This window comes from Saccharothrix coeruleofusca, assembly GCF_014648515.1.
Lineage (GTDB): Bacteria > Actinomycetota > Actinomycetes > Mycobacteriales > Pseudonocardiaceae > Actinosynnema > Actinosynnema coeruleofuscum.
On the sequence record NZ_BMRG01000014.1, the window covers coordinates 1 to 13004 of the forward strand.

The 13004-nt window shown below is 70.7% G+C and carries 13 protein-coding genes and 1 pseudogene; 6 read left to right on the forward strand and 8 right to left on the reverse strand.

Annotated features, from left to right (window positions below):
* Positions 1-457, reverse strand: a 457-nt coding sequence (locus IEZ00_RS26755) for an NADP-dependent oxidoreductase (protein WP_189226111.1), incomplete at its 3' end; no start/stop codon positions are given.
* Positions 458-654: 197 nt separating this feature from the next.
* On the opposite strand from IEZ00_RS26755, the gene IEZ00_RS26760 reads away from it, so the two are divergent.
* The gene (locus IEZ00_RS26760; protein WP_189226112.1) at positions 655-1155 is read left to right on the forward strand and encodes a MarR family winged helix-turn-helix transcriptional regulator; all 501 of its coding nucleotides are present in this window, start codon (positions 655-657) and stop codon (positions 1153-1155) included.
* A gap of 122 nt (positions 1156-1277) precedes the next feature.
* On the forward strand, positions 1278-1877 hold the full coding sequence (locus IEZ00_RS26765; protein WP_229796121.1) for a TetR/AcrR family transcriptional regulator: 600 nt from the start codon (positions 1278-1280) through the stop codon (positions 1875-1877).
* A 17-nt stretch (positions 1878-1894) separates the two neighbouring features.
* On the opposite strand, the pseudogene IEZ00_RS38175 reads toward IEZ00_RS26765, so the two are convergent.
* The 3 genes and pseudogenes from IEZ00_RS38175 to IEZ00_RS26780 all read right to left on the reverse strand — a co-directional run.
* Positions 1895-2029: pseudogene (locus IEZ00_RS38175) on the reverse strand (ester cyclase); the annotation flags it as partial.
* Between the two features lie 200 nt (positions 2030-2229).
* Positions 2230-3648, reverse strand: a complete 1419-nt coding sequence (locus IEZ00_RS26775; protein ID WP_229796122.1) for an MFS transporter — start codon at positions 3646-3648, stop codon at positions 2230-2232.
* Entirely contained in the window at positions 3645-4490 is an 846-nt protein-coding gene (locus tag IEZ00_RS26780) for an alpha/beta fold hydrolase (protein WP_189226113.1), read from the reverse strand. Before IEZ00_RS26780 ends, IEZ00_RS26775 begins: the two co-directional genes overlap by 4 nt.
* Before the next feature lie 104 nt (positions 4491-4594).
* On the opposite strand from IEZ00_RS26780, the gene IEZ00_RS26785 reads away from it, so the two are divergent.
* Positions 4595-5560 carry a LysR family transcriptional regulator gene (locus IEZ00_RS26785; RefSeq protein WP_189226114.1) on the forward strand — a complete coding sequence of 322 codons (966 nt, stop codon included), beginning with the start codon at positions 4595-4597 and terminating at the stop codon, positions 5558-5560.
* Here IEZ00_RS26785 and IEZ00_RS26790 read toward each other — a convergent pair whose 3' ends face one another.
* Complete coding sequence (locus IEZ00_RS26790; RefSeq protein ID WP_189226115.1) at positions 5561-6181, reverse strand: sigma-70 family RNA polymerase sigma factor; 621 nt, start codon at positions 6179-6181, stop codon at positions 5561-5563. It abuts the gene before it with no gap.
* Between the two features lie 392 nt (positions 6182-6573).
* Positions 6574-7530, reverse strand: a complete 957-nt coding sequence (locus IEZ00_RS26795; protein ID WP_189226230.1) for a quinone oxidoreductase family protein — start codon at positions 7528-7530, stop codon at positions 6574-6576.
* A 230-nt stretch (positions 7531-7760) separates the two neighbouring features.
* Between IEZ00_RS26795 and IEZ00_RS26800 the strand changes: the two genes are divergently transcribed.
* Both IEZ00_RS26800 and IEZ00_RS26805 read left to right on the forward strand, forming a co-directional pair.
* Positions 7761-9026 (forward strand): NB-ARC domain-containing protein, encoded by a 1266-nt coding sequence (locus IEZ00_RS26800; protein ID WP_189226116.1) that lies wholly within the window; start codon positions 7761-7763, stop codon positions 9024-9026.
* Complete coding sequence (locus IEZ00_RS26805) at positions 9023-10345, forward strand: hypothetical protein (protein ID WP_189226117.1); 1323 nt, start codon at positions 9023-9025, stop codon at positions 10343-10345. The genes IEZ00_RS26800 and IEZ00_RS26805 overlap by 4 nt, the downstream gene beginning before the upstream one ends.
* Before the next feature lie 174 nt (positions 10346-10519).
* On the opposite strand, the gene IEZ00_RS26810 is transcribed toward IEZ00_RS26805, so the two are convergent.
* Both IEZ00_RS26810 and IEZ00_RS26815 read right to left on the reverse strand, forming a co-directional pair.
* Positions 10520-11506, reverse strand: a complete 987-nt coding sequence (locus IEZ00_RS26810) for an NADPH:quinone reductase (RefSeq protein WP_189226118.1) — start codon at positions 11504-11506, stop codon at positions 10520-10522.
* Positions 11507-11543: 37 nt separating this feature from the next.
* Positions 11544-12476, reverse strand: a complete 933-nt coding sequence (locus IEZ00_RS26815) for an enoyl-CoA hydratase/isomerase family protein (protein WP_229796123.1) — start codon at positions 12474-12476, stop codon at positions 11544-11546.
* Positions 12477-12487: 11 nt separating this feature from the next.
* On the opposite strand from IEZ00_RS26815, the gene IEZ00_RS26820 reads away from it, so the two are divergent.
* Positions 12488-12880, forward strand: coding sequence for a winged helix-turn-helix transcriptional regulator (locus IEZ00_RS26820; protein WP_189226119.1), 393 nt, complete (start codon positions 12488-12490; stop codon positions 12878-12880).
* The last annotated feature ends 124 nt before the right edge of the window (positions 12881-13004 follow it).

Sequence of the window (13004 nt, forward strand, 5' to 3'; positions counted from 1 at the left end):
CGCCGTTGATCAGCACGCGCTGCCCGGCCGCCAGCCCGCCGTGGTCGAACAGCGCCTGCCACGCGGTCAGGCCCACCGACGGCAGCGCGGCGGCGTCGGCCAGCGGGACGCGCTTCGGCGCAGGCGTCAGCACCCGGGCCGGTGCGAGCACGTACTCCGCCGCCGCACCGTCCTCCGTCATCGGCAGGAACCCGACGACCCGATCCCCGACCGCGAGGCCCTCGACGCCCTCGCCCAGCGCGTCGACCGTGCCCGCGACGTCGAAACCGGGGGTGTGCGGCAGCGTCACGGGGATGGGGCCCCGCATGAAACCGCCGCGGATGTTGCCGTCGACGGGGTTGAACGACGTGCTCGTCACGCGGACCCGAACCTGCCCGGCACCGGGAACGGGCTGCTCGACGTCTTCGTAGCGCAGGACCTCGGGGGTGCCGTAGTCGTGGAAACGCACTGCCTTCATCGGACTCTCACTCTCGTCTTTTGCTTCGAAGTCGAAGCACCTGTCGGCGACAGTACATCAGCTTCGAATTCGAAGCAAGGTGTGCCGGTCACCACAACGCGCGGTGCCCGCTCACGCCCGACACCGCCCGCACCGACACCCGCGAAACCCCACCCGGCACAGCGCGATGTTCGAATTCGAAGCAGTACACTGGGGTCATGTCCGATTCGCCGTCGCTCGACCCCGTGCAGCTCGGTGCCTACTTCGACCTCATCGAGGTGACCAGCCTGCTCCGACACGCGGTCGAGCAGCAGTTGCGCGAGTCGGGCGATCTCAGCTATGTGCAGTTCCAACTGCTGGCCCGCCTCGGGGACTCGCCGACGGGCAGCCACCGCATGACCGACCTGGCCGACGGTGTCGTCTACAGCCGCAGCGGCCTGACCTACCAGGCGGGTCTGCTCGAGAAGGCGGGGCTGGTCGTGCGCGCCCCTTCCCCGGACGACGAGCGGAGCGTCACGGTCACCATCACCGATGCCGGACGGGCACTGCTGGCGAAGGTGCTGCCGGGCCACATCGAGGTGGTCAGCGGCCTGCTGTTCGAACCGCTGTCGCGCGACGACGTCAAGACCCTCGCCGGTTTGCTGGCACCGGTGCGCGAGCACATGCGCTCGACGCCGCCCCGCTCGGCCGCTCCTCGCCGCCGCAAAGACGGAGCATGAGGACTCGACCCGGTCCACCCGTCCGCCGTTCCGCCCGCCGTGGCGCGCCAGGGCGGCGGCCCCGTCATCCCAGCCGCGAACCGGACCCGACATCGGGACCGTTCCGTCAATAAGATGGGGCCATGGCGAAGATGGGACGGCCGCGCAAGTTCGTCGAGCAGGACGCGGTCCGGGCGGCGAGGGACCAGTTCTGGGACAAGGGTTACGCCGCGACCTCGATCGACGACCTCATGACCGCGACGGGCCTCGCCAGGGCCAGCCTCTACGGGGCCTTCGGCGACAAGCACGCTTTGTTCCTCCGGGCCTTCGACGACTACTGCGGCCAGTCGATCGACGCGTTTCGCGTCGCGCTGCGGGGCGAGGGCCCGGCCACCGACAGGCTCGAGGCGCTGATGCGGAACACGGCCGCGGCGTTCGCGGACGACACCAGGGGCTGCATGCTCGCCAAGAGCACCGCCGAGCTCGCCGGAACCGATGAGGACGTCCAACAACGCACACGTGCGGCCTACCTCGCGCTGCACGAAGCCATCGTCGACTGCGTCCGCGCCGCTCAGGCGGAAGGCGGTATCGACCCGAGCGCCGACCCGGAGCAACTGGCGGGCGTCCTGCTGGCCGTCACGCGCGGGATGGAGGCGATCGGGAAGGGCGGCGTCGACCGCGCGGTGCTGGACGCCATCGCCGAGGGAGCGATCCGGATGCTGCCCAGGGCCGAAACGCGGTGATCGCGGATCGCCGCCACGTCGATCACGGACCAGACGCGCGCGATGCGACCCTCCCGGTACCGGGAGAAGACGTGTTCGGCGCACGAGACCTCCTTGCCCGATCCGGGCATCCCCCGGAAGGACTTCGGCGTGCATTCGAAGAGGATCGGCACGCCACCAGGTCTGCGGTCACCACCAGGAGGTCGGCCTGGTGGTGGAGATCCGGCATCTCCACGACATCGCGCCGCAGCAGGTCCTGGAACTCCGTCAGCGCCAGCCGTCGATCGTTGTGGACGACGGGGTCGTGCACGAACGGGCGAGACCCTCGAACCGTCGCTCGTTGAGGCAGTCGAGGTAGGCCCGATAGCGCGCTTCAACGAGGTTGTCGCCCAAGCTCTTGTCCATGCCGCTCCTGCTCGCGACCAAGCGGTGCTCGTCGGGTCCGACGATACGACCGTCGGATTTCAACGGTGGGACACCGCCGGTGCAGGCGGGCCGTGGACGCCGCGGCGAGCAGGAACACGACGGCCTCGTAGACCATCGCCGCGCCCATCGCCCCCACCGTGTAGACGGCTCCGGCCAGGGCCACCCCCAACGTGCCGCCGAGCTGCTGCGCGGTGGGCAGCAGCCCCGACACCGAACTGGCCGCGTGCGCGGGCACTCGCCGCAGCACCAGGGAGAACGCCGACGCGGTGAAGACGCCGAACGCGAACCCGCCCGCGCCCAGCACCACCCACAGGACCGGCGCCGAACCGGACAGCGCCGGAATGACCAGCAACGACACCACGGCGAGCCCTCCGGACGCGGCAGTGAGGGCGGCGGCGCCGAACCGGCACGCCGCGGCTTCGGCGACCCGGCTGCCCAGCAGGGCGCCGACCGCGTACGGCGCGACCGTCAACGCGGTCACCAGCGGTTCGCGGTTCAGCGCGCCCTGCAGGTGCAGGGACAGCAGCAGGCTGAACGACGGGATGCCCGCGTTGAACAGCAGCACCGCGCCGATGCCCCAGCGGGTCGTCGCCGCCGTCAGGGCTTCGGGCCGCACGAGCGGGTGCCGCGCTCGCCGCTGTGACGCGCCGAAGGCGACGAGCAGCCCCACGGCCAGCACCAGGCTCAGCCAGGTCCACACGGGCCAACCCGCGTCCTGGCCGAGAGTCAGCGGCAGCACGAGCAGCACCAGTCCGGTCAGGGACGAGACGGCGCCGACGGGGTCCACCCGGCCGGCTCCCGCCGGTCCGCGTCCCTCGGGCAGGAGCCGGATCGCGGCCAGCGCGGCGAGCCCGACCGGCACCGGCAAGGCCAGTGCCACCCGCCAGCCGGATCCGAACGGGTCGAGGTGCAGCAGGACGCCGCAGCACAGCGGACCGGCCAGCGACGCCACGGCCATCGTCGCTCCGTAGCGGCCCAGCACGCCCGCCCGCCGGTCGGCGGCCACCGCGGTCTGGATCAGCGACAACACCTGCGGTGCCACCAAGCCGCTGCCCGCCCCCTGCACCAGCCTGGCGACCACGAGCGTCCCCACGTCCGGCGCGGCGGCCGCGGCCAACGACGCCGCGGTGAACACGGTCGTGCCGATCACGAACAGCCGCCGGTAGCCGAACCGGTCCCCGAGCCGGGCGGCGGTGATCAACACGCAGGCGTAGGTCAGCGTGTAGCCCGCCAGCGCGAGCTGCCCCGCGCCCGAGCAGGCGGCGAGGTCGTGGCGGATGCGCGGGACGGCCAACTGCATGACGGTGACACTCATCAGCTGCACGAACGTCCCCGACAGCAACACCGCTTGCGCGGCGGGCCTCATGCCTGCTTCGCGATCCGCCCGACGAGCTCGGCGAGCTCGTCGGGCCGGGTCAGGAATGGCGAATGGCCGCCGGGCAGGGAGAACACCGCGAACGGGGAGTCCGGTGCCATCCGGTCCGCCTCGGCGATCATCAGGTCCTGGGTGGCCGGTGGCAGGGCGAGGTCGTCGCCGAGCCGGATGTAGCTGCGGGCAACCCGGCCCCATCGCCCCGCGGTGACCGCGAACTCCCCGAGCAGCGACACCAGGGGTTCGTCGGGGTGGAGGGCGAGGCGCCAGCCGGGCCGGTCCGCGGGCCAGTCGTTCAGCAACGCCCGCCGGATGGCCTCCACCTCGGCGGGGTCGGACGAGAGCGGGTTGATCCGGAGCGCACCGATCACGTCGGGATCACCGGAGTAGGGCAAAGGCGCGGCGTCGGCGTTCTCCGGCGCGCTGACGTAGTCGATGAAGCGCGGCCTGCCCGCGGGCACGAACGCCGACAGGTACACCACGTGCTCGGCCAGGTCCGGCTGCCGTTGCAGGGCGGCCGACGCCGGGCCGCCACCCGCGCTGTGGGCGACGAGGACCACCCGTGCGAACCGGCGTCGCACCTCGGCCAGCTCGGCGACCAGCGCGTCGACGAGCACGCCGGTGGTGAGCCCGGTCAGCGCGGAGGGTTCGGTGGCCAAGCCGGGCTGCCCCTGGCGCAAGTACCCCGACGGCATCGGCGCGGCCACGCCGTGCCCCGGCAGGTCCACGGCCACGCTGGGCACGCCGTGGGCGGCCAGCGCTCGCTGGGTCGCGGCCCAGTGCGACGAGGAGTGCCAGGCACCGTGGACGAAGACGCAGGCGGTGGTTGCGCTCATGACGACCTCTCGGAGGGAGTGCGGTACGAGCTCCACTGCACCGCGCCTCGGCATCGGTCATCCACCTTCATATCTCGATAACCCGCACGCGATATCTTCAGAGTATGGAGTCGCGTCACCTCCGGTACGCCTTGGCGCTCGCCGAGCACCAGCACTTCGGCCGCGCGGCCGCGTCCCTCGGGATCTCCCAGCCGCCGCTGTCGGCGCAGATCGCGGCGGTCGAACGCGAGATCGGCGAGCGGTTGTTCGACCGCACCCCCCGCGGGGTGTTCCCCACCGCTGCGGGCGTCGCGTTCCTCGCCAGGGCCCGGCGGGCGCTCTGCGAGATGACGGCCGCGGCGGTCGAGGCGAGTCGCGCGGCGCGCGGTGAAACCGGCAGGCTGCGGATGGGCTTCATCGGCTCGGCCCTGCTCGACCCGCTGCCGGGGGTGCTGGGCCGGTTCCGCCGGACCCTGCCGGACGTGCGGCTCGACCTGCGGGAGATGAGCAGCCCGGAGTCGGCCGCGGCCCTGGTCGCGGGCGAGCTCGACGTCGCGGTCAGCCGCGGCGCCCCTCGCGGCGCGGGCGTGGAAGGTCTGGTGACCGTCCCGATCGGCGCCGACCACCTGGTCGCCGTCGTCGGTGTCGGGCACCCCTTCGCGGGCCGCGCGGAGATCCGGCTCGAGCAACTGGCCGCCGAGCGGCTGATCGTGGCGGCGCCCGAGCAGGAACCGGCCGTGGCCGCCCACCTGCGCGGCCTGTTCGGCGTCGACGCGACGGCGCTGGACACCGCCACGTTGTCGCGCGACATCCACACGATCACCGGCCTCGCGGCCTGCGCCGTCGGCGTGGGCCTCGGCCCGTCCCGGATGCGGCTGGCGAGCCGCAAGGACATCTGGTTCTGCGACGTCGCCCCGCGCTTGCGCCTGCCGGACCTGCAATTGTCCTTCCGCGCGGCCGACGACTCCCCGGTGCTCGCCGCGTTCCTGGACGTGGTCCGCGCCAACTGCGCTGAAGTCGGCTCCCGTCTCGACGGCGTCCTCGCGGGCAGGCGGGCCCGGTCGAGCGAGCCCGCTCCCGATCGCGGCTGATCACGTCGGGCCCGCACGGACTCCGTTCCAGGGGAGCACAGAACTGTCACCGGCCTTGCGGTGCGGGGTTGACGGGCGACGCCGGGCGCTGTCCGGTGGGTGCGGACGTGGTCGTCGTCGGGTGTGGGGGTGTGGCGGGTTCGACCGGAGCGGACGACAGCCGCACCGTGAGGCCGTCTGGCTCTTGACCGTGCCCGGGGAACAGCCCAGCGCTCGCGCGGCGTCGTCCACTCCGAGGTCCAGCCAGAACCGGGCCACCAGCACCGCGCGCTGCTTGGCGGACAACGCCGCCATCGCGGGCCAGAGCACCATCTGGTCCTCCCCCTTGTCCTGCGGCGGCGCGGGCACGTCCGGCAGCTCGGAGGCGGTGCGCTCACGCCGCCACCACGAGGCACGGCGCTGGGCAACGTACTTGCGCAGCAGCAGAGTGCGCAGGTAGTTGCCCAGCCGCTCGCGTCCGTCCACCCGGTCCCACGCCAAGTAGAGCGCGAGGAACGTGGATTGAACCAGGTCCTCCGCCCGATGACGGTCACCGCACAGCAGGTACGCGGTCGTCGTCAACGACGCCACGTGTTCGCTGTCGCAGCGGCTGAACTCCGCGTCGTCCGGAGTGGACAGCATGGGGAATGCTCCTCGCGGCTCCGGTCAGAGACCGGGCACCGGCTGTGCGGGGAGCTGCGTGGTGTTCGCGGGGTCCGCCTCGTCGCCCTCGGCAGGCCGCTGGACCGGCTCGGCAGGCCGCTGCACGGGCTCCGCCGGAAGCTGGTGCGTCGGCGAGGGAACCGGCGTGCTCTGCGTTCCGGCACTCGCGAAGGCGATCGCGGGACCGGCGACCACCGTCAGACCGAGGGTTGCCGCAGCGATGAATCGTGCTCGCACTGATCACTCTCCTGGCAGTAGGCGCACCACTCGTGCGTGGTGCTTCACCTCTTCCCCAGTCCTCGACCGCCGATCTGGTTGCCGGGATCTTCGTGACCGCGCTCACACCACTCCGTTGCCCCTGCGGGAACCGGTCACGGGAACAGCAGAAGTTTCCCGGTCGTCGTGCGCGATTCGATGTCCGCGTGGGCCTTCGCCGCCTCGGCCAGCGGGTAGCGGCCGCCGATCCGGACGACCAGCTCTCCCCTCTCGACCATCCCGAACAGCTCAGCCGCGTGCGCGGTGAGCTCCTCGCGAGTGCGGATGTGGTCGGGGAGCGTGCCGTAGGTCAGGCGGGTGCTGCGTGGGATCTCGTTCATGGCGATGGTCGGCACATCACCGATCAGCGGCCCGTAGAACACCATGGTGCCGTGCGTGCGCAATACCTGAAGTGATGCGGAGAACGTCGGCCCACCCGCGCCGTCGAACACCGCGTGCACCCCCTCGCCACCGGTCAGCTCCAGCACCCGCTCGACGAACGCGTCACCCGTGGAGACCAGGACGTGATCGGCACCGGCAGCCGTGGCGATCTCGACTTTCTCCGACCGCGACACGAGACCGATCACGGTACCGCCACGAGCCTTGATCAACTGGGTGAGCAGCAGCCCCACGCCACCGGCGGCAGCGTGCACGAGCGTGATGTCCCCTGGCCGCACCGGGTGGCAGACAGTGGAGTGGTGGTGCGCGGTCAGGCCCTGCAACAGCACAGCCGCGGCTGTCTCGTCGTCGATGGCGTCGGGTACCGCGACGACGTTGGCGACGGGGAGCACGATCCGCTCCGCGTAGCTGGCATGGGTGTCGGCCGTCAGCCACGCGACCCGATCCCCCTGGGCGAACTCGTGCACGCCCTCGCCCGTCTCCACCACCACGCCGGCGCCCTCCATGCCCGGCACCTCGGCCAACCGGTCCCGGCGGACACCGACGTCGAAGAAGTTCACGCCTGCCACCCGGATGTCCACCAGTACTTCTCCAGGGCCCGGACGAGGTGTCGGCCGCTCCCGCAGCCGCAGCACTTCCGGTCCTCCCGCTTCGCTGACCACTACCGCTCTCATGCGGCCGAAGCTATGTCCGCGAAAATGTACCTGCAAGTACACTTTTCCATGATCGCGGAGAGCCGCGCAGCGACACCGCGTCCAAGTGCTGGCAGTACCTCGAGATCCGAGCTCCGAGAGATCCGCGCCAAGTCCGGGACCACGCGGGATGATCCAGGTCCTTGACCTGAACGGAGCATCCACCCGGACGGCTCCCACCAACGGCGCGTTCACCGCGCGATGATGCCCCCATGTGGAACTCCCTGCGCCGCTGGGCGGCTCGGCGTTCAGCTCCCCACGAGCACACGACCGGCAACAACGTGGTCGACAACATCGGTGGTTCGGTGCAGGCGGGGCACATCGAACAAGTGCATTTACACACGCCCGCGCCTCCTCGGGCACGACCGCCGGCGGAAAGCTCACCAGGTGATCCCCACAGATCGTTGTCGACGTGGCAATCGCACGCCTTGGTCGAACCGCAGGAACTCGTGCACGTCCAGGAAGTCGTCGCCGAGCTCGCCCGTGCGATCGCCAATTCCACCTCCACCGCCGCGATCAGCGTCTCCGGAGCGGGAGGACTGGGCAAGACGGCCATCACGCACGCCGCCGTGCAACAGGTGGCGACCAGCGAGCACTTCACCCACGTGGTGTGGGCGTCGGCCAAGAACACGCGCTTCTCCAACGCCGGCCAGGGCGACGCCTCCGTCGACTCGATCTACTGGCACGACGTGCTGCGCATGATCGCCGCTCAACTGAACTGCCCCCTCTCCCCGAACCAGGCGCTGTGGGAGCAGGAGTTGACCGACTACCTGGCCGGTGCGCCCGCTGATACGCGCGCGCTGGTGGTGGTCGACAACCTGGAGGTCGTCCACGCCGCCGACCGCGTCTTCGAACGGCTCGGCGCACTGGGTTTGCGGCATCCGCACGTGGTCGTCGTGACCAGCCGTTGGGCCGTCGTCGACGAGGGGACCGATGTCCGCGACTTCAGGATCGTTCCCCTGACGCCCGCGCAGACCTATGACCTGGTTCGCCTGCTGGCTGCCGACACCGGGTCGGACCTGGGCACCGCACAGGACGAGGACCTCGCACCCGTCTTCGGGATCACCGAGGGCAACCCGTTCTTGATCAAGCTGATCACGCGGCGCTTCATCGTCACCGGGCGGTCGCTGGAGCGAGTCATCTCGGAGTTGCGCTCGGTGGCCGACGGCAAGCTCGGGGGGCGTGTGCGCACGTGGCTGTTCGACCGATCGCTGGACGAGTTGAGCGCGCGATTCTCCCAGGAGGACGCGGTCGGACTGCTGTTCTCGTTCTGCGCGAGCGGGCGGGGCGACTCGCTGACCTACCACGAACTCCGCGCCGAGAGCGGCGTGGCCAGTGACGACCGCTTCGAGAGCCTGCTGGAGACGGCGTGCAGGCTGAGCCTGGTGCGCCCCTCGGACCGCAACCGCCGCTACTCCGTGCACAGCTTGCTCTACGAGTACACCTGCCCGCTGGCGTGGCAGCGTCAGGGGGCTTGAACGTGGACGTCGAAGTCCCCGGTCGGTCGAAGTGGCAGTCGCAGTTCGCCGCCCGTGCCCGGCAGCGGTTCCCGGAGAAGATCGTCGACGCCGTGGCGAATTCCGACGATTACCGACGCAGTGAGAACGTGCCGCGACTGGCCACGCTGCTGCGCGGAGCGCTGGTCGCACCCGAGGCAGTCGAATCGCATGTCCTCGCCGGTCTGGTCGAACTCTCCTTCAGCACCTTCTTCACCACCGGCTCGGGCACCGGATTCAGCGAGCACCGGGAGTTCCTCACCAACGCGCTGGCGCTGATCGACGTCCTGCACGAGCGCGGTGCGGCCACGTCGGCCCTGCTGCTGTCCGCCGCGCGGTTCCAGGCGCGGTTGAGCAACGGCACCGCCCGCAGGCGCGGGTTCATCGAACGCGCCGTCGACACCGCCACGACCCCGGACGAACTGGTCGCCGCTCGGCTGACCTTGGCCAAGTACCGGATCGACACCAGCCAGTACCGGGCGGCGCGCAAGCAGTTGTCGCTGTGCCGCGAGGTACTGGCCACCGGAGCGGCGAAGCGCCACGCCACCGATGTCGAGGTGACGACCGGCGTCTTGTACTACTACACCGCCCCGGCCCGGAGCCGCTGCTTGCTCGAGGCGGTCGTCTCGCGATGGCGGGACGGCGGTAGCGGCGGGCCCACCGATCAGCCGGTGGCCACGGCCCTGCACTACCTGGGTCGCCTCGCCGCCGATGACGGCGATCACGTGCTCGCCATCCGGTTCTACGTGCGGGCCGAGGAGCTGTCGGACGACTTCCTCCACGGTCACGGCTTCTACCACCAGCGGATCGCCGAGTTGCTGGTGGAACGCGGCGCCGTCAGCGAAGCGGCGCACCACCTGATCACCGCCAGCGAGACGTTCGCCCGGCTCGGGGAGGTGAGCGTCGGGTCGGCGGTCCTCGACAGCACCTGGGCACGCTTCCACGTGCGTCTGGGCGAACTGGAGAAGGCGGAGCGCATTCTCCGGCGCGGGATCGAGGTCAGTCGTGCGCACATCGGGCCCCGCGCCGAGTTGCTGCTGTTGGCGCAGTTACTGGTGCTGCACGCGAAGCAGCGTGCCTGGGCGACGGCAGCGCGCATCGCTGTGCGTGGCGTGTGGCTCTACGCCAGGACCGAGATCACAGACGATCCGTTGTCGGTGTGGAGCCGGCTCACCGCTGTCGCGCGCCGTGCCCTGAGCACGGCGCGACCATCACGGAGCACGCGGTCACAGAGGCCACCGGAGGCGTTCTCGTGCCCGTGCGGAGAGCCACATGACCGCACAACCGTCGAACTCGGGTAACCCGGACCCGGTCGGGGTGTGCGTGAGCCGCTTCCAACCTCACCCGGCGTCGAGGTGGGGCTTCCGCACGGGGACGATGCCCGACGCCCGCGTGGATCGCACAAACCGTGTGCCCATCGGTGTGGCCGGGCATCGTCCATGACCGGATCGCGGTGACCGAGCAGTCGCCGCTCGTCAGCGCAGGTCGAGCACGACCTTGCCGGTGACACCGCTCTCCACCGCTTCGTGCGCGGCCGCCACGTCGTCGAGGCCGAAGGAGTGCACGGGCAGAGGTGAGAGCAGGTCCTGCTCCAGCGCCGAGGTGATCTCGGCCGCCGCGCGCAGCAGCGCGTCCCGTGGCGTGGTGAGGAACAGCACGAACCTCAGCACGAGGTTCGGCCACAACAGCCGGAACACCGGCAGCGTCGGGTCCACCGGCTGCGCCGCGTAGGTCACGATCGTCGCCCCCGGCGCGGCGACGGCGAGGTCCAGGTCGAGGTTGTCGGTCAGCGCGACCTCGATGATCCGGTCGACGGGTCCGACACCGTCGAGGATCTGCCGCGCGGCGTCGGCGTCGCGGTAGTTCACGACGAGATCCGCGCCTGCCGCACGGGCCAGTGCCGCCTTCTCAGCTCCGCTGACGGTGGTCACGACTCGAGCCCCGGCGATCTTGCCGAGTTCGATCGCGTAATGGCCGACGGCGCCCGCGCCTGCCGCGACGAGCACCGCGCGGTCCTTCGGCGATCCGTCGGCGTGCAGGCACCGGTGCGCGGTCATCGCCGGGATGCCAAGACCGGCGCCCAGTTCGTCGGAGGCCCCCTCCGGCAGCCGGACAGCTTGTTCGGAGGGCACCACGGTCCACTCGGCGGCGGTTCCCCACGGGGTGCCCGAGCCCGCCATCCAGATCCACACGCGCTCGCCGATCCGACTCGGGTCGACATCGGTGCCGACCGCGTCGATCTCACCCGTGCCGTCCTGGTGCGGAATGCGGCCGCGGAGCTCGCCGACAGGTCCGAAGTCCTCGGGTGACGAGTTCGTCCTCATCCACATGTCGCCGGGGTTGATCGCGGAGAGCGCGACGCGAACGCGCACCTGGCCGGGACCGGGTTCCGGTCGCGCGACGTCGAGCACCCGCAGCACGGTCTTCGCGGGGCCGTTGGTGTCGAAGAAAGCTGCCTTCATCGTTCCGGGTTCCTCAATCGTCCTGATGTGGATGGCGCTAGAGGGTGGCGGCGATGCCGCGCATGACCGACTCCAGGTCGCGTTCGCCCTCCGGGGTCTGCGCGCCCTGCTCCAGGGCGCGCGTCATGAGTTGCGCGGGCAGGCTTCCGCTCACCAGTTCGGCCCACGCGTCGTGCTCGGCCTTCAGGCCATCCGCCAGATCCGTCGGCGGGACGAGCCTCTTCGCCGCGGCGATGATCTCCGGCGGGAGCGCGGCGATCTTCCGCGCCACCTCGTCGACGACCGCGTCGAGTTCGGCCGCGGGCACCGCGCGGTTGATCCAGCCGTAGGCGGCGGCGGTGTCGGCGTCCACCAGGTCCGCGGTGAGCAGCAGTTCGAGAGCGCGGTTGCGCCCGACCCGCTCGCGCAGGTACTGCGTTCCCCCGCCACCGGGGACGATGCCCATCAGCACCTCGCTCTGGCCCAAGCCCGCGGTCTCGCGGGCGGCGAAGGCCATGTCGGCCGCCGCGACGAACTCGGCACCGCCCGCACGGGCCTTGCCCGCCAGCTTGACGATCGTGACCTGCGGCTGGTGGCGCAGCAGCTCGCCGACGCCCTGGAACAGGTTGGCGTCGGGATTCCGGTCGGCGATCTCCCGCAGTCCGTCCATCTCCTCGAGGATGTGGATGTCGACGTGAGCGAGGAAGAACTCCGGGTTCGCGCTGGAGAACACGACGACGCGGACCGAACTCTCCTCGCGCAGCGCGCCGAGCACCTCGTGCAGTTCACGGATCAGGGTCGCGCTCAGAACGTTGACGGGAGGGTTGTCCAGCGTGATCCACGCGACTCCGGCGTCGATGCCGACACTCAGCGTCTTGTGCGCGTTCGGGTCCACGGGTGCCCCTAGGTTGTCGATGAGCAGGTAGGTTTGCAACGCATACCCACCCTGGTCCGAGCGCCAAGAATGATCAATAACGCACTTTTCGAGCACTAAGGATCCCCGTGGACACCACTACGCCGACCCCGACGCCCACCGACGCCCCGCGATTCAACGTCGACTGCCCGAGCCGCCCGATCCTCGACCAGGTCGCCGACAAGTGGTCGATGATGGCGCTGGCGGTCCTGGAACAGCCGACGCGGTTCAACGAGATCAAGCGGCAGCTCGACGGCGTGACGCAACGGGTGCTGACCCAGACCCTGCGCAGGCTGGAGCGCAACGGCCTGATCCAGCGCCGGGTGCTCGAAACCTCACCGGTCGGCGTGGAGTACTCCCTCACACCGCTGGGCGCGTCGTTCCGCGAGCCGTTCCTGTGCCTGTACACCTGGACCGTCGAGCACAGCGGCGAAGTCATGGCCGCGCAGCGGGAGTACGACGACCGGACGTCAGCGCGCTGAGCACGGCGACGGGTGCTCTGCACCGCGCCTGCTACCGATGCCGGCTGCGCTGCCCACGCCGGACAACCCCGTGTCCGACATCCGGTGCCAGGACCCGCCACCCCCTTGCCCCACGCGCTGTACG